The following is a 21,808-nucleotide window of genomic DNA, read 5'->3' as shown; positions in this document are numbered from 1 at the left end:
CCGTTGCTGCGTAGCAGCCGAACAACGCGGCAATCGGCGCAAAGGACCTCAGGGCGAATGCCCTGCGTAGCCGCGCAGCGGCCGAATGAGGGCCGTGCCAGCGCCGAAAGACCGCGAACACTCTGTTATCTCAACACCATCGGTCGAAACTCTCGCCCCGCTTGGAATTGCCGGATCTTTCGCCGCGACCTCATGAAATATCCGGGATAGCCTATTGAATCGCTGATCTATTGCTGGCGACAACGATATGACGCGGGTTTCATGGCTCACTCATCCTCTTGTCACTCGCTCAGGACACCGACAGCGTCAACTCGCTATTGCGAATCCCGAATCGCGAACCCCGGCTATTCAGCCCCTAATGATCTCGGCCATCGCTTCGGCCAGACGCTCGGGCGTACACAGCAGGATATCCATGCCGACCTTGCGGCAGCGTTTGGCCATGGCTTTGTCGTATTGCGGGCGGGCGTCGTAGCCGAGGGCGCCGAGGCCAACACAGCGCACACCGGCCTCACACAGTTCGGCGACATTGCGCACCAGACTGGCGGCGTCACCACCTTCGTAGAAGTCGGTGATCAGGACGACGATGCTGCGGGCAGGTTCGCGCACCAAGGTGGCGGCATAGGCCATGGCCATGCCGATGTCGGTGCCGCCGCCGAGTTGTACCTGCATCAACACGTCGACCGGTTGACCGACCTGTTCAGTGAGATCGGCGATGCGGGTGTCGAACAGGAAGAGGGAGGTCTTCAAGGTTGGCAGCTCAGCGAAGATCGATGCCATGATGGCGCTGAAGATCGCCGAGTCGAGCATCGAACCCGATTGATCAACGGCGATGATGATATTCCATGGCCGCTGCTTGCGTTCGGCGGCGTGAAAATACAAGCGCTCGACCAGCAGCCGTTCGCTTGCCGCGTCCCAGTGGCGAAGATTGCGCCGCACCGTGGTCTTGAGATCGAGATTGCGAGCGACGTGGCGTGGTGAGTGACGATCGCGCCGCAGGGCGCCGATCAGGGCAGGCTCCACCTGCAGTTTCAGCTTCTCACGCAGTTCGGCCACCACTTGATCGATGATCTTGCGGGCCAGCACCCGGGTCTCTGGATTGAGCAGGTCACGGTGGCTGATCAGGGTCTTGACCAACTCAACATTCGGTTCGATCCGTTCCAGCAGATCCGGCTGTGAAAGCAGTTCGCCGATGCCACGGCGGCGCACCAGCTCCCCCTCCAGCACCTCTTTGGCGCTGTGCGGGAACAGCTCACGAACTTCCTGTACCCAGTGCGCCACGGTCAGACCGCCCGACTGGCTAGCACCCTGCTTGTTCGATCCTTCGCTGTCGGCGAACAGGAAATCAAGCAGCTCGCCGGCACGTTCGAGTTCGCCCATCTCCGCACCGCCAGCACCGCTTCCCAGGCCGTGTCGCTCGGCATACTCGCGCCCCAGCACGGTGCGCCAGCGCGGCAAGCTGCTGTGATCCCTACTCAAAGTTCCCACTCCGCCATGATCTCTGCCGCTTCACGGTCGAGTTCGACGATCAAAGCCTGGGCGGCCGCACTGCTGCGCAATGGGCGATCAAGCCGATGTTCCTTCAAACCCAACTGACGCGCCACGGCTTCACATAGTGCATCGCGGTGTCGCGCATGCAGGAGTTCGACCGCAGCGCGCAGCCGCGGCAACATGGCGAGGAAGACCTCACCACGCACCGCCAGCAGGATGTGGTCGATGGCGCGCACCAGGGCGTCGGCACCCAACAGCAGGGCGGTGGTCGACACCGAAAGTACTCCATGCAGGAAGTCGCCGGCCAGCAATTGCCGCTCTTCACTGGTGTCGGCGAACGCCGCCAGCTCATCGGCCATCAGCTGGAATTCCAGCCGCCGAATCTCGACCAGGATGGCCAGGAAGGCGCCCCGCAGCTCAGCCACTGGAGTCATGTCGGCCGCGCTGTGGACGCTGGCGGCGAACAGGTCAGGGTCGAGATCGTCGCGCGCCAGAGCCAGTTCGGCCAGGCCCTTGAGAGCGTCGATGATCGCGGCATGCTGTTCGCGCGGCGCCGCATGCACCTCCGGCAGGGCAAAGCAGGCGCGATCCCAGGTACGCAGCAGCAGCTCGGCTAATTGACCTTCGCGCAAGGCCTGGCTGTGCAGACTGCGTTCGAGAACCCGCAGGGTGGCCAGGGCATCAGCCAAGGCGACGAACCGGCTGTCATTGTCGACCGCCTCAGAACAGGTCATGGCCGCCCGCGCGATGATGTCCGGCAAATCCATGGCCAGCGCCTCGTACAGCAACCGACAGCTGCGCGCGGCATCGTGATCGACCGCACTTAACACCCGCGTCAGTGAGGTCAATGCAGCAGCCACAACGGTATCACCGTCCAGGCTGCGCTCGATCAGGGCCGCCTCGAGTTTGACGTTCCAGCTCAGACGCCAGCGCTCCTTGAAAATCGAGTTTCCCAATACATCGCGCTCGTTGCGCAGTTCGCCCAAGCCGACGCCGATCTGCCGCAGGCGATGCAGAAAGGCCGAGCGGGCCCGATCGAGTGGCTGGCGCAGGTCGAGATTCAACAGACTGACTTGTTCGTGTTCGACCAGCGATGCCAGCTCCAGCCGGTCGAGTTGGCGATAGTAATCGCTGACCAGGGGCAGGCGGCCGGCCCGGGCGCTCACCCTGCCCACTCGATTGCCGATGTGGGTCTCCAGCATGATCTTGCGCAGGCGGGCACCATCGGTGTCTGGGTCACCTTTCACACAACAGGTGATCAGGGCGTCATCCAGATCATCCAGGGTCGGCTGCTGGCGACCGCGTAGCTGGGCCAGCAAATGGCAATGATGCTCGACCGCGATCGCGTCGGCACTGGCCAGACGTTCTCCACGACGCCGCGCGGCCTGCAGGATTTCGATCGAATGAGTAGTGATGGCGGTCTGCGGTGCACCGCGACGGATCGATTCGTACAAGGTGTGATAGAAGCGCGGTGCCCGATTGCCGGCGCCATAGCCAGCCTGCTCGGCAAAGCGCAAGTAGCTGTACGGCACCAGGGCCTGATGCACGGTGCCCAACGGAATCTCGGGCAGCGGATCGGAATCATGGCGGTCGAGAAACAGATGAAAGCCACCGCAGACCACCATGGCCTGCCCTGGGTCGATACCACGTTCCTGAAGTTGGGCCTGGATACGCCGCCACATGAAGCGCTCGCGGGCCCGGGTCACCGCGGCTTCGTCATCGTGGTAGGTGGCGCGGGCGGCCGCGCAGAACAAGGCCAGGGAACGCCGATAGTCCTCAACATCGACATCCAGCGCCCCATGCTCGAACAGGGTGTCCCAGGCCTCGTTCCAGCGCCGAAATCCGCCGGCCCTGGCTAGCCCCTGATAGAAGCGGCTGTGCTCCAGCGCGCGCTCGATCGCCGCCTCGTCATCGACGGCCTCGGCTTCGGCCTCGCCATTGAGGCGAAACTGCGCGTAATGGGGCAGGTCGATAAGTACCAGCTCGGCGCCGATACTCGCCGCAGCCTTGATCGCCACGTATTCCGGCGAATAACTGAGCAGGGGGTACCACGACGCTAGTTGCAACGGTTCCGCTTGCTCGAGATCGGCCGCTGCCAATTGGTAGTCATCATCGCGAAAGCTGCTGTACAGGGCGATCGGCGGCCTGCTGTCCTGCTCGCATACGGTCGGCAACAGCGCTTCCATTCCCGCCGGCCCTTCGAGGAACAGCAGCTTTGGTCGGCGCTGGGCGATGACCTGAGCGAGCACGTGGGCTGCGGTCGGCGAGTGATGGCGCAGCGGGAACCAGTACAGGTCATCACCGAGTACCGCATCCACCTGTGCCACGATCACCTCGGCTTCCGGCAGAGCCGCCAGCGCAGAGGCGCCGGGCGACGTGGCTCGCTGGGCTTCGCTCACCCGAGCACCGTTTGCGCGCCCTGGACGAATTCACGCCAGTGCTTGGCGCCATCGGCACGCTTCTTCGCTACCAGGGTGACGTATTCCTTCAAGCTTGCCAGGTCCGCCAGATCTTCTTTCACTAGCGAGCCGATTAAATGCCTAGCTAAGGTGCCGGCACCGACCTCGCCATTGCCGAAGTAACGCGCGTGCAGGGCGGCATCCAGGGCAACGCCGATCGCCTCGGCAGTGGACAAAGTGGTACTCGGCGATTTCAGGCTAACCCCCTCCTCGCTGCGACCCAGCCTGATCTCCCGGAACACCGTGGTCAACAGTTCAATGATCGGGGTATCCAGGGTCTTGGGAATATTGTACTGGGCGATGAGTTGCGCGCTGCGTTCACGCACCACTTCCATCTCGGTGGCCTTGTCGGCAATCAGCGGGATATGCACATAGTTGAAACGCCGCTTCAGGGCCGCACTTAGCTGATTGACACCCTGATCGCGCGAGTTGGCGGTGGCAATGATATTGAAGCCAGGCCGAGCAGCCACCCCGCTGTCGCCGGGCAGCTCGGGGATGGCGATCCGCTTGTCCGACAGCAAGGACACCAAGGCGTCCTGCACATCCGGCACACAACGGGTAATTTCCTCGAAACGCAGCAAGGCGCCGCGCTGCATCGCCACCATGGATGGCGATGGGATCAGGTTCTCCGCCCGCGGCCCCTCGGCGATCACCCGGGCGATATTCCAGGAGTACTTGATGTGTTCCTCGGTGGTGCCCGCAGTGCCCTGAATGACCAGGGTCGAGTTGCCACAGATGGCCGCGGCCAGATGTTCGCTTAACCAGCTCTTTCCCGTGCCGGGCTCGCCGACCAGGAGCAGGGCGCGCTCCGAGGCGAGGGTGACGATGGCACGTTCGACCAGGGTGTCGTCGCCGAAGAACTTGCGCCTGATCGCCACTTCGGTGGACTTGCCGGCGATCTTGGCTTTCAGGGGCTTGCGCCCCAGTACATAGGCCAGTACCGCACGTGGCGACAGCTGCCAGTTGCTCGGACGCGGATCCTGGTCATTCTGCCGCAGCGCTTCCAACTCGGCGGCGTATTCCTGCTCAGCCGGTCGGCGCAACACCTCATCGATTTCTGCTTCTGCCGTCGCTTGGCTCTTCTTGCTCACAGTCGATCCTCTCTCATGGTTTGTTGAGCGCCTTGACCAAGGCTGCTTTATCGATCTGCTTTTCGCTGATGGTGATGTAGGCGGGACGAGCGTCAAGCAAACTCAAGGGCGTAAGCACGGCACGCCCTAGCTCGACGTGCGCCATCGCAAACAAGGCCGGGCCGCCCTCGGCCCCCGCCTGCGCTGTCTCGATCGCCTGAAGCAGGTGGCTCTCAGCGGCATCGACGCGAAGCGTCCAATGCATCCCGCAGGCAGCGAGCGTGGCCACCTGCTCTGGGCCTCGACCCGGCTGCTCGGAAATCTCGAAGGGCGTCGTCAGCCGCCAATCGCGCAATAGCACCTCATCATTGAGTTCCACCGCCAGCTCAAGCGGATCGGGCCGATGGGCCTTGAGCTTTTGCAACCAGGCGCGCGGCGACCAGTCGACCCACGCCGACCAATCATCGAGCTCAGCAGCGAGATTGAGCTTGCTCTCAGGACCCAAGGCGATACGCCAGGGTGCAGCGGTACTCAGGGCCGCGTTCTCCAGCACGATCTGCTTATGCTGCAGCAAGTCGGTCGGGCGAAAGCCCTGCTTTTGCTGCAAGGTTAGAAAGGCCTCAGGCGGCACCTCGGCCCCGGCACGGGCCGGAAACACCAGGGAATAGAGCATCGGCGTGCCCGGCTCGAGCCGCGCGCCATCGACCTCCAGCGCCTCGATCAGACGCAGGCGAAACTCGAACGCACTGAAGGCACCTGGAACATGTCGTTTCATCACCCCAAGCAGGGCCAGATTCATCTGATTGACAGGACAATTGGCAGGCCCAGCAGTCAATCGCGCTTGCAAGGCTTGATCATCAGTTTCCAGGGCGCGCCGACTGGTGCGGGCAAGCAGCCAGGCGCGATCGAGGAAGAATGCCAGACGTGAGCCGGAAAAACGTTCGGGTGCGGTCTGCAAACGCTTCAGCTCCTCCAGCACGATGCGCAGGGTCGAGCCCAACCGAAGAAAGCGCGCTCGTGAGACTTCTTCGAACGCCGCCGCCAAACTGCGTTGGGTCGATTGCGAGGCAGTCGTGGTCCCCGCCAACAGAATCTCCTCCACCGCATCGGCAGCCTGTTTCAACAGGGCAAGCTGCTGTGCTGGCGTCTCGGCCTCAGTCCGCATCCGCTTCCTCTGCTTCGTCGAGTGCGTCGCCAGCAGCGTCCTGGATGGCCGATTGCAGGGCCGCCGTCACGGTACGCAGGCTCAACAAGCGTTCAAACACGCGCACACTGGCGCGCGCTTTCAGCAGGGCGGCGGCGCTGCTGCGATGACCATCGGCCAGGGCCTGCAGCAGGCGATCCAGCGATTGAGCCAGGTGTTCAGCCCCGATCTCACGCAATTCATCCCGATGATGCGACAGGCGGGCGATGTCTTCGGCCCGCATCGCCCGCAATCCGCGCACCACGGCAGCATCCAACAACTCGGTCAAGTGCTCAACCAGGGCGAGTGCGTCGCCCTGAGCGGACTCAATAGGCATAGTAGTCCTCGGGCACGGTCTCGGTCGGTCGCCAGTCCAGTTCGCCCGCCTCGGCACCGCGATAGCGCAGGAATACATCGCCCATCAGCTCGCGATCGAGCTTTGGCTTTTGCCCGACGCTCGATGCCATCCAGGCATCGACCTTGGCCGGATCGACCTCCCCGGCACGCACCAGCCCGATCAACAGCACCAGAAGATGTTTACACGCCGCGCCGCGCAGGCCACCGCAGACATTGAGGTTTTGCGTGCAACAGCAGACTTCACCCGCCGCGGTCAAACGACAGGCATAGGTGAGATCGGGATCGGTCTGACTCTTGACCACGCCCGCCAAGGCATCGTCGCTGACATCGTGATACAGCTGGAAGCCGGTGTGCCGCAGCATCGCCAACGCCTTGGAGATGCGCTCTGGCTGGCTTAGCCGCACTTCCAAGGCGGCCAGAAAACTATCGGCGTCGCGGGTTGACAGGGGTCTTGCGCGTGCCACCTCGGCTGCCGATAGCACGCCCTTGGCTTCGCGTCGGCGCTGCTTCTCTTCCTGCAAGGTTTGCTTGAAGGCGCGTCGACCCGCAGCCCAGTCCTTGGCGGTCGGCGGGCTCAGCTGTAGAGCATCGACGAGCCAGGCCAGCGTCATCCGCTCAAGTTCCGCGCGCGGCTTGCGATTCTCCAGCTTCATCTGGAAGGTATCCAGGCACACAGTGAATTCCTGCCGTGCATGCAGTTCAACCAGGGTTGCTCGCAGATCCTGTTTCTTCCCTTGCGCTGCGGTTATCAGCCTACCGAGCGAACCATGGGCGTCGAGCCGAAATAGCTCAACCAGTCCGAAGTGATAATCCAGAGTCAAACGCAGGCATTCGTGATGGGCTGTGCGGACAGTAAGGCCAAAGGTACAGTCCGCCGCAAAGTGGGGGAACAGTGCGGTCCACAGGTCTTGCGTCATTGTTTGGAAGCCGTCCGAGTTGTGCGCTTTGTACCATCTCCAACGCTTGCGACAGGCACCAGGCACGGAAAACATGAACGAGCCCTGCATTTTGTGCAAACGATCGCGATTTTGGTCGAATCGAGGATGTAAAATCGCCGTTAACTGGCGCTATACTTAGCCCAAGATTCTTGCAGTAATTGCTGAATAACACCGCGTAAGCTGATGATCATTATGGACGTCGGAACCGCCATTGCTGTGCTGCTCGCCGCTCTCGCCGCCGTCGTGGTGGCGGGGTTGCGCCGGGTGCCCGAGGGCCGCGCCTATACCCTGCATCGCGGCGGCCGCTTCGTGCGCTCCTTGGCGCCCGGCCTGCACTTCACCATTCCGGTGCTGGATCAGATCGCCCACGAGGTGGACCTGGTCGGCCATCAGGTCGCCGTACCGACCACCGCCAGCGCGCGCGCCGAGGTGTATTTTCAGATTCTGGAGCCGCAGCGCACCGGTGCGGCACTCGACGATGTCGACGCCCTGGTCGAGAAGCTGACCTCGGATCGGCTGCGTGCCCTGGCACCGACCGGCGCCGAGAATGAGCCGGGCAAGCTGGCTCAGCAATTGATGCAGGACCTGAACGCACGCCTGGCCGAACTCGGCCTGCGAGTAATTCGCTGCCGCCTGGCCGGCTGACGCCGAGGGCGCCAGCCCGTATGCTGGCGCGCCCTGGCATTCGATCGCCCGATGAGCGCGCACGATCCGATTCAATCGCAACTGCTGGCCGGTCTGGCTGAGCTCGGGCTCGATCCGGCCGCTGCCGACGCCCTGCGGCGTTACCTCGACCTGCTGGCGCGCTGGAACCAGACCTACAACCTCACGGCCATCCGTGATCCGGCCGAGATGGTCAGCAAGCACCTGCTCGACTCGCTCAGCATCGCCACCGAGTTTGACCAGCAACGTCTGGTCGACATCGGCTCGGGCGCCGGGCTGCCCGGTATTCCGCTGGCCCTGGCCTGCCCGCATCTGCGCGTAACCATGGTGGAAAGCGCCGGCAAGAAGGCCCGCTTCATGCGCGAGGCCGTTCGCCAACTCGATCTCGGCGCCCGCGTTGACGTGGTGGAAGGCCGAGCCGAGGCCTTGGATCGGCCTGGCCAGTATGATCGGCTGTCAGCCCGCGCCTTGGGCACCCTGACTCAACTGCTTGATTTGGGAGGGCATTTGCTGCAGCCGGGCGGACTGCTGCTGGCGATGAAAGGCAAGTACCCGGACGACGAACTGGCGGCTCTGCCGAGCGGCTATCGCCTGCTCGACAGCCGCCCCCTGGCCGTTCCGGGCCTGATTGGGGAACGCCACTTGCTGCGCATCGAAAAGCTGGGCTGAATCGGCGCGCCACCGGCTTGAGCGAAGATTCCGGCCCGCTCTTGGCATACCAAGAAGGCGAAGCTGAAAGCACGGTCACCGACGCGACGTCTGTCCGTGGGATAATCCCCGGCTCGCTGGCGCTGGCCTCTGGCTGCGCGGCCATCTGAACGCATACGCAAACGGGGATCTCCCATGGGGCGAATCATCGCCATTGCCAACCAAAAAGGTGGCGTCGGCAAGACCACCACCGCGGTCAATCTGGCCGCTGCTCTGCATGAGGCGCGGCGCAAAGTGCTGCTGGTCGATCTCGACCCGCAGGGCAATGCGACCATGGCCAGCGGCGTGAACAAGCACGATGTCACCCGCTCGGGCTGTGAGGTGCTGCTGGAGGAGTGCAGCGCCCGTGATGCCATCATCAAGAGCCACGGCGGCTACGACGTTCTACCGGGCAATGGCGACCTGACCGCCGCCGAACTCAAGCTGATGGAAGCCCTGGCCCGCGAGCACCGGCTGCGCGAGGCGCTGGAGCCGCTGCGCAAGGAGTATCAGTACATTCTGATCGACTGTCCGCCCTCGCTGCACCTGCTGACCATCAATGCACTGACCGCCGCTGATGGCGTGATCGTGCCGATGCAGTGCGAGTACTTCGCCCTGGAAGGTCTGTCGGCGCTGACCGATACCCTGAAGGCGGTGAAGTCACGGCTCAATCCTGGCCTGGAGATCGAAGGCATCCTGCGCACCATGTACGACGTGCGCAACAATCTCGCCAACGACGTATCGGCCCAGCTTAGCCAGCACTTTGGCGACAAGGTGTTCCGCACCGTGGTGCCGCGCAATGTACGCCTGGCCGAAGCACCCAGCCACGGCCAGAGCATCATCGAGTACGACCGCGCCTCGCGCGGCGGCATTGCCTACCTCGGCCTGGCCGGCGAGATGCTGCGCCATGAACGCAACGCCCCAGTCGCTAAGGAGAGCTGAGATGGCGAGTAAGAAGCGCGGCCTTGGCCGCGGGTTGAGTGAGCTATTGGGCGGCGGACTGCATGAAGCGGAAACCCCCAAGGCCGAGGACACACTGAAGTCACTGCCAATTGAGAAGCTGCAGCCGGGCAAGTACCAGCCACGCAGCCAGATGGACCCGGCCCGCCTGCAGGAACTGGCCGACTCGATCCGTGCCCAGGGCCTGATCCAGCCGATCGTGGTACGCGAGATCAGCGCCGGCAAGTTCGAAATCATTGCCGGCGAGCGCCGCTGGCGCGCTGCCCAGATGGCGGAACTGCGTGATGTGCCGGTGGTAGTCCGCGACATCGACGATCACACCGCCCTGGCCATGGCGTTGATCGAGAATATTCAGCGCGAAGACCTCAACCCCCTGGAAGAGGCCGCGGCGCTGCATCGCCTGATCGACGAGTTCGCCCTGACCCACCAGCAAGCTGCCGATGCCGTGGGCCGCTCGCGTGCCGCGGTCAGCAATCTGCTGCGCCTGCTGGAGTTGCCCGATGGCGTGCGCAAGCTGGTGGAGCAAGGCAAGATTGAAATGGGCCATGCCCGCGCCCTGCTTACCCTACCGGTCGCGCTGGCCGAAACCCTGGCCCGCCAGGCCGCCGATGAAGGCTGGACGGTGCGCGAGATTGAGCGCCGTGTTCAGCATGCGCAGAAGCAAAGCCAGGACGTTCGCAAGCCCGAGCCGATCAAGCACAATCCGGATATTGCCGCCCTGGAGCGTGAGCTGTCCGATTCGCTCGGCGCCGAAGTGAACGTCAAGAACAGCCGTGGAGGTCGCGGCAAGCTGGTCATCAGCTATCACAACCTTGACCAGCTCGACGGCATACTGGAGCGCTTACGCCGCTGATTGCAGACGTTAGGAACTCCCGATGGAACTGAGCGTTGTGGTGCCGGTGTTCAACGAGCAGGACAACGTCCGCCCGCTGATTGAAGAAATCATTGCTGCCTTGCGCGGCAAACTGGCCTTCGAGATCGTCTATGTCGACGATCACAGTAGCGACGCCACGCCTGACCGGCTGCAGCAGATCACCCGCGAGGTGCCCGAGCTGCGGGTGCTGCGCCACCAGAAACAGAGCGGCCAGAGCACCGCCGTGCGCAACGGCATCAAGGCGGCGCGGGGACGATGGATAGCAACCCTGGACGGCGACGGCCAGAACGACCCGGCCGACATTCCCAAATTGCTCGCCGAGCGCGACCGGGCCAATGCCTCGGTCAAGCTGTTCGCCGGCTGGCGGGTGAATCGCGTCGACAGCAGCTCGAAACGCTGGGCCTCGCGCTGGGCCAATCGCATTCGCTCGCGCATGCTGCGCGACAGCACGCCGGACACCGGCTGCGGAATCAAGCTGTTTGAGCGCGAGGCCTTTCTCGATCTGCCCTACTTCGATCATATGCATCGTTACCTGCCGGCGCTGATGCAGCGCGCCGGCTGGAAGACCGTCAGCGTGCCGGTGAACCATCGCGGCCGCAGCTCCGGCGTCTCCAAGTACAACAATCTCAACCGCGCCCTGGTCGGCATCAGCGATCTGCGCGGCGTGGCCTGGCTGATCCGCCGGGCCAAGATCACAGCTGTAGACGAGATCAGCGCGCATGAATGAAGAACTGCTCTGGCTGGAATGGACCGGGCTGCACGTCACGCCCTGGAAGCTGATCGGCTACACCGGCGCCCTGATGTTCGGCGGCCGCTGGCTGGTGCAGTTCATCGCCAGCAAGCGGGCGCAGCGACCGGTGATTCCGCGCGCCTTCTGGTACATGAGCCTGGCCGGCAGCTTCATGACCCTGAGCTATTTCATGTTCTCGGCCAAGCAGGATTCAGTGGGCGTGCTGCAGAACCTGTTTCCGACCTTCACCGCGGCCTACAGCCTGTGGCTGGATATCAGTCACCACGGCTGGCATAGCGATCGCGGCTTGAGTTGAGTCGAGGCCACGTTCGGCTGACTCGACCTGTTGATGGCGTCGACCCACGTCATGATCGACTTGCAGTGACACGCCCGTTCAACCATAATGCGCGGCTCTCTGTCTTGGGCTCAGGCCCACCCAGCCGACTTCGACGTGATGAAGTGGCGCCAGACAGCGATGTTCCCATTACGTGCCGGCAACGGCGGGGCCGCTTTCCGACTGGCTAAGTCGGATTCCATGAAATCTACGAGGTGCGCAATGGCACGCGTTTGTAAAGTCACCGGTAAGGGCGTTCAGACCGGTAACAATGTTTCTCACGCCAACAACAAAACCCGTCGTCGCTGGCTGCCGAACCTGCATGAGCGCAAGTTCTGGGTGCCGAGCGAGAATCGCTGGGTCCGTCTGCGAGTGTCGTCCAAGGCGCTGCGCACCATCGACAAGAATGGCATCGAATCGGTTCTGGCCGATCTGCGTGCCCGCGGCGAAAAGATCTGAGGAGGACCTAAGCCATGGCATCCAAGCGCGACAAAATCCGCCTGATCTCGTCGGCCGGCACCGGTCATTTCTACACGACCGACAAGAACAAGAAGAACACCCCGGCGAAGATGGAAATCAAGAAGTATGACCCGGTCGTGCGCAAGCACGTGATGTACAAGGAAGGCAAGATCAAGTAATTGATCGTCCGCCGAGGTCGAAAAAAGCCCGCCGATTGGCGGGCTTTTTTTTGCCTCAATTGTTGCCACTATTCCCGCGACGTCTTGAGGCGATTCTGACTGCCAGTCAATGCCAGCGCAGTTGATAGCGGCTTCAAGCGTGCAAGACTGGCGCACCCGCACGGGGCCTCGAATAGCGGCGGATCGCAGAAACCCCAATGCGAATCTCGACCCGAACCGGACGATGGCCTGCCCTGTTCGCACTGAGAGACAGCCCAAAGGGCGGGTGGTCCGAGGGCTGTAGCGATGAAATCGCCTTGACGCACCCTGAGCCTGTCGAAGGGTGCCTCACCGAAGCGAGCCCTGAAGCTGCCCACGCGAGCATTGAGGGTGCAATGCTGGCCGGCTGGCTTCGACAAGCTCAGCCAGCGTGGCGGCGACCCGAAGCGCCCCCCCCGCCCCCCGTGGGAGAGGGGCCGGGGTTGAGGGCCCGGTTTCCTCAATGGTCGCTTGCAACCACACTCACGGCGTATTCGTACCCTCATCGGCCCTTCGGGCACCTTCTCCCACAGGGAGAAGGGAGCAGCCCAGACGGCCTGCTCCTGGCCAAGCCCGGAAGTACGACAGCCCGATATTTCACCTGTCGCAGTGGTTCACCTACCCGGTGTTGCATGCCCGAGTGCTGCGCGGGCAGCATGTCTTACTCAGTCAGCACCTGGCAGGTCAGCAGATCTTCATTGGTGATCACCCAGTTCTCGCGATCGCCACACAGGGCCACGCCGCCGACCACGCATTCGTCGCCGTCTTCGTCGACCAATTGCACGTCGTATTCATCGCAGGGAATGCCGGTGAGGGTAAACGAGGCGCCGGAGCCGATGACTTGGTCACCGAGCTGATCGGGGCCCCAGTCTTCTTCATCCACCGGCGACAGGAACAGCTGGTGAATCTCCCAGTCCGACTGGTTGATGATCTTCACCTTGGAGCTTGCCGCCAGCGCGGTAAATGCAAGTCCAATCACCAGTGCCGCTGCCACCCACTTGGCCAATCGCATGACACGTCCCCCGAGATGCGCCGATCGCGCCCGCCTATTGCAGCGCTGTTGCAGGTCTTGCGCAATGGGTCGGGAGACTTGCTGGCAAATCGTCCGAGCTTGGCAGGCTACTGAGACTCATTTCACAGCAGCCTGATTTTGCGCGCCACGGACGGCGCGCGCTGAAGACCTGCTGGACGCAGGTTCTTCAGCAGCCTGTCAGGGCGGCGAGGTCAATTCGACCGGATCGAGCCAGCCATTGCGGTCACGGTCGAGTCGCTCGAACGCACGCAGCACCGCACGGCGATGGCTGTCGCGGTTGGTAATACGTTGACCTCGCTGCGCCACCGGCAGTTCTCCGGCATCAAGCACGCCATCGGCATTGAGATCCAGGGCGTCAAAGCCACGCTGCAGGTAGGCCAGGTATTCGTCGCGACTGACCCAGCCATCGCGATCCAGGTCGAATCCGGTGAAATAGGCGCGTCTGGCCTCGTCAGCAGCATTTTGCGCACTGGCGGCAGCGACCAAGAACAAGCCTGCCAAGCATGTTGCAGCGCCTGGCAGGCGGGACAACACTCAGGCCGCGCCGGCTAGCGCATACCCTTTCAGGCGAGCGGCAAACTCCTGCAGCGCCCGATTGCCCGATGCCTCGGCATCACGACACCACTGTCGCAACGACTCCAGCATGGCATCGGCATTCTGCCCGGAGCGCTCGTACACCGCGCGCAAACGCTGACGGAACTCATACACCGTGACCATCTGCGGATGCTGCTGAATCCACTGGCTAAGGCGCTCGCGCTGGGTTGGATCGAGCCAGCGACCGTCATTGACCAGGGCGCGGCGCAGGCGGCGCGGCAGCTGACGCAGAGTATCGCCAGCCTGCTGCGCTTCTTCGCGCCAGGTCGGCACGATCACACCGCTGAAGTAGTCGGTCATCACCTTGTAGCGATGCACCATCAACGCGCGCAGGGTGGCGGCATCGGGCAGGCTGATATTGGGGCGCAGATCGAGCTGCGGCGCCACCCGGCGCACCTTGGCCAGGCCCAGGAATTCGAACACGCGCAGCAAGGCCCAGCCGATGTCGAATTCGAACTTGCGCAGGGCAAAGCGCGCCGAACTCGGGAAAGCGTGGTGATTGTTGTGCAGCTCTTCGCCACCGATCACCAGGCCCCAGGGCGTGAGATTGGTGGCGGTATCGTCGGTTTCGAAATTGCGATAGCCCCACCAGTGACCGAGCCCATTGACGATGCCGGCGGCCAGCACCGGAATGACCAGCATCTGCAGGGCCCAGAAGCTGATGCCGATCACACCGAACGCAGCGACTTCGGCGAACAGCAGAACGGTTGGACCCAGCGAAGGCATCCAGCTGTACAGATGACGCTCAATCCAGTCGTTCGGGCAACCGGCACCGTATTTGTCCATGATCGCCTTGTCGTCGCTGGCGATCTGGTACAGCTGTACGCCCTGAAACACCACCTTGCCGATGCCATGGATTTGGGGACTATGCGGATCTTCGGCGGTTTCGCATTTGGCGTGATGCTTGCGGTGAATCGCCACCCACTCCTTGGTGACCATGGCGGTGGTCAGCCATAGCCACATGCGCATCGGGTGACTGACGATCGGGTGCAGATCGACACCGCGGTGCGCCTGGCAACGATGCAGGTAAATGGTGACCGAGAAAATGGTCAGCTGCGCCATCACCGCGAACGTGATCAACAGCATCGGCCAGTCGCTGCCAACCAAGCCTTCGGTGAGCCACTGGTACAAACTGGGGTTCATCTGAAATCCTTCCATCATGCCGACTACAATCGGGTCGACTCCAATCGCACACCGTACCTGCAGTGCCGCGGCCACGCCAGTGAATCTTGCCGGAAATGTGAACAGAACGGCGCCATGCCTGAACTACCTGAAGTTGAAACCACCCGCCGCGGCATTGAGCCGCATCTAGTTGGCCGCCGGGTTGACGACGTGGTGCTGCGCCGCCGCGAACTGCGCTGGCCAATTCCGGCTGAGATCAAGCGGGCGCTGATCGGTCGCGAGATCCTCGCCACCCGGCGGCGCGCCAAGTATCTGCTGCTCGACAACGCGCTCGGCAGCGCCATCATTCATCTCGGCATGTCCGGCGTGCTGCGCGTGTTGCCCGCCAGCACGGCCGTGGGCCGCCATGATCATATCGATCTTCAGCTCGACTCCGGGCGCGTGCTGCGCTTCACCGATCCGCGACGTTTCGGCTGCCTGCTATGGCAAGCGGCCGGCGAAACCCATCCACTGCTGGCCGAGCTGGGACCGGAACCGCTCTCCGATGACTTCGATGGCGCGCGCCTGTTTCGTCTCAGCCGCGGCCGCCGCGGGCCGGTCAAGAACTTCATCATGGACCAGGCCACAGTGGTCGGCGTCGGCAATATCTACGCCGCCGAAAGCCTGTTTCGCGCTGGCATTGATCCGCGCCGGGCAGCCGGTCGGGTGTCGTTGGCGCGCTACCAGGCGCTGGCGGCGGCCATTCGCGACATTCTTAACTATGCGATCGAGCGCGGAGGCACGACCCTGCGCGATTTCCTCAATCCCGATGGACTGCCGGGCTACTTCGAACAGGAGCTGCTGGTCTACGGCCGCGAAGGTCTGCCCTGCCGCGTCTGTGCAACAGCGCTGAAAACGCTGCGACTCGGCCAGCGCGCCAGCTGTTACTGTCCGCGCTGTCAGCGCTGAGTTCAGCCCGGCCGCAGGGCGACGAAGCGCCCCTCGAAACTGGCCGCCACGCGCCCGTCGGCACAGCGCACCTCGGCGCACAGCGTCACCCGCGCTTTGCCGCGCTCGCGGAATGCGCGCACGAAATCGTCCCAGCTGAAGCCGTCCAGCAAGCGCCCGGCAGCCATCAGATCGTCATACAGCGGCGCCAGATACCTGACCTGCGAGTCCTGAACATAGACTTCCGCCGCTTCAAAACCGGCACGCGCCAGGGCCAGACTGGCACTGCCCCAGCAGGCCAGGGTCATCAAGCCGGCCAGACTGCCGCCAAACGCCGACCCCTTGTCATTGACGTTGTGGCTGAGCGGGGCCATCAGCTGCAGTTCGCCACGCTCGAAGCCGTGCACGCGAATCTGCATCGCCGCCACTGGCGGCATCGAACTGAGTTTTTCCTGCAAGCGGGCCAAGCGCTGGCTGCATTCCACTTCCGGATTCATCGACGTCTCGACCCGCACTCGGGCATGCTCGGGGGCGCTATCGTACTGGCATGAAGCTGGCCTGTGTGAATCAATGACTACCGCAGAAAACCGTACGCCACTGAATGGTTTACGCCTGATCGTACTGAGGCCGGCGAGCGAGCTGCGGCGTCTGGCGCGACAGGTGGCGCAGGCCGGCGGCACCCTGATCAGCGCCCCGGTACTGCATCGCCGCCTGCTGCTCAACCAGGTGACCGCGCAACGCTTGCACCAGGCTGCGCGAGCCGAGCTTTGCCTCTTCACTAGTCGTTTCGCTGTCGAAGCGGCCAGTCGACAGATCAATCTGAGCGAGTTCCGCGGCATCCAGCTGGCGGTGGGCCCGGGCACGGCGGCGGCGTTGCAGGCTGCCGGTGCGCGGCGTGTGCAACATCCACAACAGCAGGCCAGCAGTGAGGCTCTGCTCGCCATGCCGGCGCTACAGGGCGCCGCCGACGTCTGGCTGCTGGGCGGCGTCGGCGGCCGCGGGCTGATCGACAGTGAGCTTGCTGCGCAGGGTTGCCGGGTGCAGCGGATCGACCTGTATCAACGCGTCGCGCGAAAGCTGGCGGCGCCACGACGGCAGGCCTTGCTGGCACTGCCATCGCCGCCACTGCTGGCAATCAGCAGCATCGACGCGCTGATCGCCTGGCTGCAGGACCCCGAGCTGGCAGCGATCAGCCGCCACTGGCCACTGCTGGCGAGCAGCCAGCGCATCGCTGCCGCCCTGGCCGAACGGCAGCTGCCAATCGCGACTGTGGCGCGATCGGCGCAGCCGGACGATCTGCTCATGGCGGCGCTTGCGTATGCCAAGCAGGCGCCCTTTCGGTAGCATGGTGGCCATTGGCGACTGTCGCCCAGCCGCGTGAATACTGTGACGGATACGACTGAGCTCGGCTCGAAAGCCGATTCCAACCCGCCCTCCCCGCCTGCCGCTGCCGAGCCGAGCCCGGCGCCAGAGGCGCGGTCTCGCCGCCCCCCCTGGCCCTGGCTGCTGCTGATCCTGGTTCTGCTGGGCGGCAGCCTGGCCACCTGGCAGATGCTGGAAGGACGACGAGTGGCCGAGCGGCGTCTGGCGGAATGGCAGGACGTGGCCGAACAGCTGGAGGCGCGCCTGGGCTCACTGGATCGACGAATCAGCAGCGAAAGCGAGCGCAATCGCAGCATCGAGAGCAAACAGGGCGAGAATCAGGCTACGCTCCGAGTGATGCGCGAAGAGCTGCTCGGCATGACCGAGCGTGCCGCCCTGCTGGAAGATGCCGTCAGTCGCCTCACCGCCCAGCGCGAGGGCGCCGATCAGGCGCTGCGCCTGAGTGAAATAGAATTCCTGCTCAGCGCGGCCGAGCAGCGAGTGCAGCTGTTCGGTGATCTGCCGACAGCCCTGGCTGCGATGCAGCTGGCGGCCGACACCCTGGACAGCCTCGAGGAACCAGCCTTCGCCCCCCTCAAGCTGACCCTGGCGGCCGAACTGGAGCAGCTGCGGCAATCGCCGGCCAGCAACTTGGAGGCGGCGCGGCGACGTCTGGCCGATCTGATGCTTGGCCTGGAACGGCTGCCGGCAGCACCCAAGCGACGCGCGGCCGAGCAGGTCGAGCAGGCGCGCTGGAAGCAGATCCTCGATCAGCTGGTACGCATCCGCCCGCTCAGCGAGGGCCAGGCGGTGCTGACACCGCTGGAGCGCGCCACCCGCATGGCCAGCCTGCGCCTGCAGCTGGGATTGGCGCTGGCAGCACTGGAAGCCGGCCGCAGCACTCAACTGCGCGACTCGGTGCAGCTGGCGCGACAGGACCTGGTGGCCCTGTTCGACCCCGATGCGCCGGCGGTGGTCTCCGCCAGCGCCCTGCTGGACGAGCTGGAAGCACTGCCCTTGCAGCCTGCGACCGATGATATCGGCGCCACCTTGCGCGAGCTGCGGGCGATCCGCGCGGCGCGCAGCGCCAACGCCCAGATCGGGCCGAGATCGAACCCGGCGCCGGCGACCGAGGCGACACTCGAGGTTGAAGCCCAGTGAGGACCTTCTGGAGCCTGCTCGCCCTGGTCGCGCTGAGCGTACTCGGCGCCTTCGGCTGGCATTGGTTGAGCGTCGATCCAGGCTATGTGCTGATCACCCTGCACGGCTGGGCGCTGGAAACCTCGTTGGCCGTCGCTCTGGCGCTGGCAGTGCTGGCTCTGGCCCTTCTCTATGTCCTGATCAAGCTGCTGCGCTATCCGTTCCGGCGTTGGCGGCGGCGGCGTCAGCGAAAGGCCCGCGAACGGGTCCTGGAAGGCATCCAGGCCAGCATCGAGGGGCGCTGGGAGCGCGCCGACCGCGCCTTCGCCAAGGCCGCACGTGAGCGCGAACACGCCCCCACCGCCCTGTTGCTGGCGGCGCAGAATGCCCATGCTGCAGGCGCCAACGAGTCGGCCCTGCGCTATCTCGACAAGGCGCGCCGGGCCGGCGCCGAGAGCGGCTTCGTCATCGTCGAGTGCCAGCGCCTGCTGGGCGAAGGCCGCGCCGAAGAAGCCCTGGCCCTGCTCGACAGCAGCACCGCGGCCGGCAGCCCGCGTGCGCTGGAATTGCGTGTGTTCGCCCTGATTGGCGTAGGCCGCGCGGACGATGCGCAACTGGTACTGCCCAGTCTGCGCAAGAGCCAGCTGCGTGAGGGCGAGTCGCTGATCGAGCTGGAGCGCGAAGTCAGCATGGCCATCATCAGCCAGGCCGACAGCGGCGAGCAGGCCCTGCTGCGCTGGCAAGCCCTGCCGAAGGCGCAGCGCCGTGACCCGGCGATTGCGGTGGCTCTGGCGCGTCGCGGTATCGCCCTTGCTCAGAGCCAGAGCATGGCCGATCCGATCGAAGACTTACTCGACAAGCAGTGGAACGAAGAGTTAGCTGGGCTGTACGGATTCCTGCAGGCGCGCGAACCGCGCAAGGCGATCAAGCGCGCCGAGCGCTGGCTGGAGGCGCATCCATTGAGCCATGGCCTGCTGCTCAGCCTGGGCGAACTGTGTCGGCGCGAACAGCTATGGGGCAAGTCGCAGGACTTCCTCAATCGCGCCCGTGACCACGAATCGATCGCCTTGTGGGAATGCTTTGCAGCCCTGTGGATTGATCGCGGTGATCATGCCCGCGCCCAGCAAGCCCTGCAGAATGCGCTACGCCTGAGCCGAGGTGAGTCCAGTCAGCCGGTGCGTGCCCTGCTGCCGGCGGCGCAGGAGGCCGTGGTGCTGGAGCAGCGCGGCAGCATGGGCATGCCCTTGCTACCCAAGGAGCCGACCAGCCGCGAGTTTCGCTGGGACTGAGGTCGGTCCGGGCGAGCAGACTGCTTAGGTACTTGGTTTCTGCACGCTGCAGTAATCGCTAGCTAGGCCTTGCGCACAAACTCCGACTTCAGCTTCATCGCGCCAAAGCCATCGATCTTGCAGTCGATGTTGTGATCGCCGTCGACCAGGCGAATATTCTTGACCTTGGTGCCCACCTTCAGTGCAGCCGAGGCGCCCTTGACCTTCAGATCCTTGATCACGGTCACGCTGTCGCCATCCTGCAGTCGTTGACCGTTGGCATCGCGCACATCCAGACCTGCGTCGACGGCGGGCTCGGCCGGATTCCACTCATGACCACATTCCGGGCACAGGTGCATGGCACCATCGATATAGGTGTACTGCCCACCGCAGGCGGGGCAGGTTGGCAAATCAGACATAGGCTGGCGGACTCTCTGAACTTATAGTTTCATCTATCACGCCGACGCGCCGGCGTGGCGTGCGATGGCGATCAGCGCTCGAGAATGGCCGCCACACCCATACCACCAGCGGTGCAGACCGAGATCAGCACCCGCCCCTTGCCCTTCTCGGCCAGCAGCTTGGCGCCAGTGGCCACCACGCGGGCACCGGTAGCGGCAAACGGATGACCGACCGCCAGGCTGGAACCCACCACATTGAGCTTGCTGCGATCGATCTCGCCCAAGGCGCCGTCGATGCCGATCTTGTTGCGGCAGAAGTCCTCCGACTCCCAGGCCTTCAAGGTGCACAGCACCTGCGCAGCAAAGGCCTCGTGGATTTCGTAGTAGTCGAAATCCTGCAGGGTGAGACCATTCCGTTTGAGCAGCTGAGCCACCGCCCAGGCCGGCGCCATCAGCAGGCCTTCACCATGCACGAAGTCCACTGCAGCGACCTGCGAATCGACCAGATAGGCTTGAACATCGAGTTTGCGTTGCGCCGCCCACTCATCACTACCCAACAGCACTGCCGACGCACCATCGGTCAGCGGCGTGGAATTGCCGGCGGTCAGGGTGCCCTGGCCCGAGGTCTTGTCGAAGGCCGGCTTCAGTGCTGCCAGCTTCTCGACCGTGGTGTCAGATCGCAGGATATTGTCGCGACTGACGCCGCGAAACGAGGTGACCAGATCGGCAAAGAAACCGCGCTCATAGGCTGCCGCCGCCTTGCTGTGCGACTCGTAGGCCAGCTGATCCTGTGCTTCGCGGCTGATCTGCCATTCCTTGGCCATCATCTCGCAATGCTGGCCCATGCTCTTGCCGGTGCGCGGCTCACCGACGCCGGGAAACTCCGGTGCCAGTTCGCGCGGCGAAAAGCCTTTCAGCGCAGCCAATCGCTGACCGCCGGTCTTGGCCATGTTGAGATCGAGCAAGCGCCGGCGGAACTGCTTGCTGACCGCGATCGGCACATCCGAGGTGGTGTCGGAGCCGCCGCCGATGCCGGCCTCGATCTGACCCAATGCAATCTTGTTGCCGATCGCGATGCAGGTATCCAGACTGGTGCCGCAGGCGCGCTGCATGGTGATGCCCGGCGTCGACGGTGAAAGCCCCGAGCTCAAGGTCGCCTCGCGGCCGAGATTCCAGTCCGAACTGTGCTTCAGCACCGCCCCCAGAGCCACTTCACCCAAGGTTTCACCCTGCAGGCCGAAGCGCTCGACCAAGGCGCCCAGGGTGCGTATCGACATGCCAAGGTTGCCAACATCGGCGTAGGCGGTGTTGTTGCGACAGAACGGCACGCGCATACCACCGATCACAGCCACCGGACGCACTGGGCGGGATTTTTTCATCGCTATCGAACTCGCTGCGGGCTAGTCCCCGATGATAACGCAGAGGGCTACCGAGACTGTGCTCTAGCCCGGATATTTCATCAGAAGAATGAGTGACGGCGTGGTTTTCCCTTAAGATTCAGTTGTCTACGCTGAATAACAAGGACCACGCCGTCATGACAGAGTGTACCGTTCAAGGCGAACTTT

General features: G+C 63.8%; 24 protein-coding genes. 12 read left to right on the top strand and 12 right to left on the bottom strand.

The genetic code is table 11. The features are described from left to right. Positions 1–348: 348 nt before the first annotated feature. From IFO71_RS19890 to IFO71_RS19865, 6 genes are read right to left on the bottom strand one after another with little or no spacing between them, the layout of a single operon-like run. Complete coding sequence (locus IFO71_RS19890; RefSeq protein ID WP_192031435.1) at positions 349–1,476, bottom strand: VWA domain-containing protein; 1,128 nt, start codon at positions 1,474–1,476, stop codon at positions 349–351. After that, positions 1,473–3,887, bottom strand: coding sequence for a DUF5682 family protein (locus IFO71_RS19885; RefSeq protein WP_192031434.1), 2,415 nt, complete (start codon positions 3,885–3,887; stop codon positions 1,473–1,475). The genes IFO71_RS19890 and IFO71_RS19885 overlap by 4 nt, the downstream gene beginning before the upstream one ends. Beyond that, positions 3,884–5,038, bottom strand: coding sequence for an AAA family ATPase (locus IFO71_RS19880; RefSeq protein ID WP_332309423.1), 1,155 nt, complete (start codon positions 5,036–5,038; stop codon positions 3,884–3,886). Before IFO71_RS19880 ends, IFO71_RS19885 begins: the two co-directional genes overlap by 4 nt. 13 nt (positions 5,039–5,051) lie before the next feature. Next, positions 5,052–6,182 (bottom strand): hypothetical protein, encoded by a 1,131-nt coding sequence (locus IFO71_RS19875; RefSeq protein ID WP_192031433.1) that lies wholly within the window; start codon positions 6,180–6,182, stop codon positions 5,052–5,054. Next, a complete protein-coding gene (locus IFO71_RS19870) occupies positions 6,172–6,537 on the bottom strand; it encodes a hypothetical protein (protein ID WP_192031432.1) in 366 nt (121 codons plus the stop codon). Before IFO71_RS19870 ends, IFO71_RS19875 begins: the two co-directional genes overlap by 11 nt. Continuing rightward, a complete protein-coding gene (locus tag IFO71_RS19865; protein WP_192031431.1) occupies positions 6,527–7,474 on the bottom strand; it encodes a hypothetical protein in 948 nt (315 codons plus the stop codon). Before IFO71_RS19865 ends, IFO71_RS19870 begins: the two co-directional genes overlap by 11 nt. Positions 7,475–7,687: 213 nt before the next feature. Between IFO71_RS19865 and IFO71_RS19860 the strand changes: the two genes are divergently transcribed. From IFO71_RS19860 to rpmG, 8 genes are all read left to right on the top strand, one after another. After that, a complete protein-coding gene (locus IFO71_RS19860) occupies positions 7,688–8,140 on the top strand; it encodes an SPFH domain-containing protein (protein WP_192031430.1) in 453 nt (150 codons plus the stop codon). Positions 8,141–8,191: 51 nt separating this feature from the next. Continuing rightward, on the top strand, positions 8,192–8,827 hold the full coding sequence (rsmG, locus tag IFO71_RS19855) for a 16S rRNA (guanine(527)-N(7))-methyltransferase RsmG (RefSeq protein WP_192031429.1): 636 nt from the start codon (positions 8,192–8,194) through the stop codon (positions 8,825–8,827). A 174-nt stretch (positions 8,828–9,001) separates the two neighbouring features. Beyond that, complete coding sequence (locus IFO71_RS19850) at positions 9,002–9,787, top strand: ParA family protein (RefSeq protein WP_192031428.1); 786 nt, start codon at positions 9,002–9,004, stop codon at positions 9,785–9,787. Continuing rightward, positions 9,753–10,658 carry a ParB/RepB/Spo0J family partition protein gene (locus IFO71_RS19845; protein WP_192031427.1) on the top strand — a complete coding sequence of 302 codons (906 nt, stop codon included), beginning with the start codon at positions 9,753–9,755 and terminating at the stop codon, positions 10,656–10,658. Before IFO71_RS19850 ends, IFO71_RS19845 begins: the two co-directional genes overlap by 35 nt. A 22-nt stretch (positions 10,659–10,680) precedes the next feature. Continuing rightward, complete coding sequence (locus IFO71_RS19840; protein WP_192031426.1) at positions 10,681–11,406, top strand: glycosyltransferase family 2 protein; 726 nt, start codon at positions 10,681–10,683, stop codon at positions 11,404–11,406. Beyond that, positions 11,399–11,725, top strand: coding sequence for a lipid-A-disaccharide synthase N-terminal domain-containing protein (locus tag IFO71_RS19835; RefSeq protein ID WP_192031425.1), 327 nt, complete (start codon positions 11,399–11,401; stop codon positions 11,723–11,725). The genes IFO71_RS19840 and IFO71_RS19835 overlap by 8 nt, the downstream gene beginning before the upstream one ends. 240 nt (positions 11,726–11,965) lie before the next feature. Beyond that, a complete protein-coding gene (gene rpmB, locus IFO71_RS19830; protein ID WP_192031424.1) occupies positions 11,966–12,202 on the top strand; it encodes a 50S ribosomal protein L28 in 237 nt (78 codons plus the stop codon). Positions 12,203–12,216: 14 nt separating this feature from the next. Further along, complete coding sequence (rpmG, locus tag IFO71_RS19825) at positions 12,217–12,381, top strand: 50S ribosomal protein L33 (RefSeq protein ID WP_141518690.1); 165 nt, start codon at positions 12,217–12,219, stop codon at positions 12,379–12,381. A 679-nt stretch (positions 12,382–13,060) separates the two neighbouring features. Here the strand turns inward: rpmG and IFO71_RS19820 are convergent. From IFO71_RS19820 to IFO71_RS19810, 3 genes are all read right to left on the bottom strand, one after another. Then, a complete protein-coding gene (locus IFO71_RS19820; RefSeq protein WP_192031423.1) occupies positions 13,061–13,411 on the bottom strand; it encodes a hypothetical protein in 351 nt (116 codons plus the stop codon). A 198-nt stretch (positions 13,412–13,609) separates the two neighbouring features. Further along, positions 13,610–13,933, bottom strand: coding sequence for an EF-hand domain-containing protein (locus IFO71_RS19815; RefSeq protein ID WP_192031422.1), 324 nt, complete (start codon positions 13,931–13,933; stop codon positions 13,610–13,612). A 33-nt stretch (positions 13,934–13,966) separates the two neighbouring features. Next, complete coding sequence (locus tag IFO71_RS19810; protein ID WP_192031421.1) at positions 13,967–15,169, bottom strand: DesA family fatty acid desaturase; 1,203 nt, start codon at positions 15,167–15,169, stop codon at positions 13,967–13,969. Positions 15,170–15,283: 114 nt separating this feature from the next. On the opposite strand from IFO71_RS19810, the gene mutM reads away from it, so the two are divergent. After that, positions 15,284–16,096, top strand: a complete 813-nt coding sequence (gene mutM, locus IFO71_RS19805; protein ID WP_192031420.1) for a bifunctional DNA-formamidopyrimidine glycosylase/DNA-(apurinic or apyrimidinic site) lyase — start codon at positions 15,284–15,286, stop codon at positions 16,094–16,096. Between the two features lie 2 nt (positions 16,097–16,098). Here mutM and IFO71_RS19800 read toward each other — a convergent pair whose 3' ends face one another. After that, positions 16,099–16,572 (bottom strand): YiiD C-terminal domain-containing protein, encoded by a 474-nt coding sequence (locus IFO71_RS19800; protein ID WP_192031419.1) that lies wholly within the window; start codon positions 16,570–16,572, stop codon positions 16,099–16,101. Positions 16,573–16,645: 73 nt separating this feature from the next. Here IFO71_RS19800 and IFO71_RS19795 point away from each other — a divergent pair, with 73 nt between their 5' ends. Genes IFO71_RS19795 through IFO71_RS19785 form a run of 3 tightly spaced genes read left to right on the top strand, consistent with a single transcriptional unit; the run spans position 16,646 to position 19,866 of the window. After that, the gene (locus tag IFO71_RS19795) at positions 16,646–17,419 is read left to right on the top strand and encodes a uroporphyrinogen-III synthase (RefSeq protein ID WP_192031418.1); all 774 of its coding nucleotides are present in this window, start codon (positions 16,646–16,648) and stop codon (positions 17,417–17,419) included. Positions 17,420–17,452: 33 nt separating this feature from the next. Then, complete coding sequence (locus IFO71_RS19790; protein ID WP_192031417.1) at positions 17,453–18,598, top strand: uroporphyrinogen-III C-methyltransferase; 1,146 nt, start codon at positions 17,453–17,455, stop codon at positions 18,596–18,598. Continuing rightward, positions 18,595–19,866: a heme biosynthesis HemY N-terminal domain-containing protein gene (locus tag IFO71_RS19785; protein WP_192031416.1), complete on the top strand. Its 1,272-nt coding sequence runs from the start codon at positions 18,595–18,597 to the stop codon at positions 19,864–19,866. Before IFO71_RS19790 ends, IFO71_RS19785 begins: the two co-directional genes overlap by 4 nt. Before the next feature lie 62 nt (positions 19,867–19,928). Here IFO71_RS19785 and IFO71_RS19780 read toward each other — a convergent pair whose 3' ends face one another. After that, entirely contained in the window at positions 19,929–20,264 is a 336-nt protein-coding gene (locus IFO71_RS19780; protein WP_192031415.1) for a zinc ribbon domain-containing protein YjdM, read from the bottom strand. 71 nt (positions 20,265–20,335) lie between these two features. Further along, on the bottom strand, positions 20,336–21,622 hold the full coding sequence (locus IFO71_RS19775; RefSeq protein WP_192031414.1) for an acetyl-CoA C-acetyltransferase: 1,287 nt from the start codon (positions 21,620–21,622) through the stop codon (positions 20,336–20,338). Between the last annotated feature and the right edge of the window lie 186 nt (positions 21,623–21,808).

It is taken from the genome of Pseudomarimonas arenosa (assembly GCF_014841215.1).
Classification (GTDB): domain Bacteria; phylum Pseudomonadota; class Gammaproteobacteria; order Xanthomonadales; family Xanthomonadaceae; genus Pseudomarimonas; species Pseudomarimonas arenosa.
Note: the sequence above shows the minus strand (reverse complement) of the source record. Positions and strands in the feature narration are given on the sequence as shown.

Excerpts from the sequence above, each read along its gene's own strand:
- IFO71_RS19875 (WP_192031433.1), bottom strand. The coding sequence starts at position 6,182 with ATGCGGACTGAGGCCGAGACGCCAGCACAGCAGCTTGCCCTGTTGAAA.
- IFO71_RS19870 (WP_192031432.1), bottom strand. The coding sequence starts at position 6,537 with ATGCCTATTGAGTCCGCTCAGGGCGACGCACTCGCCCTGGTTGAGCAC.
- IFO71_RS19865 (WP_192031431.1), bottom strand. The coding sequence starts at position 7,474 with ATGACGCAAGACCTGTGGACCGCACTGTTCCCCCACTTTGCGGCGGAC.
- IFO71_RS19860 (WP_192031430.1), top strand. The coding sequence starts at position 7,688 with ATGGACGTCGGAACCGCCATTGCTGTGCTGCTCGCCGCTCTCGCCGCC.
- rsmG (WP_192031429.1), top strand. The coding sequence starts at position 8,192 with ATGAGCGCGCACGATCCGATTCAATCGCAACTGCTGGCCGGTCTGGCT.
- IFO71_RS19850 (WP_192031428.1), top strand. The coding sequence starts at position 9,002 with ATGGGGCGAATCATCGCCATTGCCAACCAAAAAGGTGGCGTCGGCAAG.
- IFO71_RS19845 (WP_192031427.1), top strand. The coding sequence starts at position 9,753 with ATGAACGCAACGCCCCAGTCGCTAAGGAGAGCTGAGATGGCGAGTAAG.
- IFO71_RS19840 (WP_192031426.1), top strand. The coding sequence starts at position 10,681 with ATGGAACTGAGCGTTGTGGTGCCGGTGTTCAACGAGCAGGACAACGTC.
- IFO71_RS19835 (WP_192031425.1), top strand. The coding sequence starts at position 11,399 with ATGAATGAAGAACTGCTCTGGCTGGAATGGACCGGGCTGCACGTCACG.
- rpmB (WP_192031424.1), top strand. The coding sequence starts at position 11,966 with ATGGCACGCGTTTGTAAAGTCACCGGTAAGGGCGTTCAGACCGGTAAC.
- rpmG (WP_141518690.1), top strand. The coding sequence starts at position 12,217 with ATGGCATCCAAGCGCGACAAAATCCGCCTGATCTCGTCGGCCGGCACC.
- IFO71_RS19820 (WP_192031423.1), bottom strand. The coding sequence starts at position 13,411 with ATGCGATTGGCCAAGTGGGTGGCAGCGGCACTGGTGATTGGACTTGCA.
- IFO71_RS19810 (WP_192031421.1), bottom strand. The coding sequence starts at position 15,169 with ATGAACCCCAGTTTGTACCAGTGGCTCACCGAAGGCTTGGTTGGCAGC.
- mutM (WP_192031420.1), top strand. The coding sequence starts at position 15,284 with ATGCCTGAACTACCTGAAGTTGAAACCACCCGCCGCGGCATTGAGCCG.
- IFO71_RS19800 (WP_192031419.1), bottom strand. The coding sequence starts at position 16,572 with ATGAATCCGGAAGTGGAATGCAGCCAGCGCTTGGCCCGCTTGCAGGAA.
- IFO71_RS19795 (WP_192031418.1), top strand. The coding sequence starts at position 16,646 with ATGACTACCGCAGAAAACCGTACGCCACTGAATGGTTTACGCCTGATC.
- IFO71_RS19780 (WP_192031415.1), bottom strand. The coding sequence starts at position 20,264 with ATGTCTGATTTGCCAACCTGCCCCGCCTGCGGTGGGCAGTACACCTAT.
- IFO71_RS19775 (WP_192031414.1), bottom strand. The coding sequence starts at position 21,622 with ATGAAAAAATCCCGCCCAGTGCGTCCGGTGGCTGTGATCGGTGGTATG.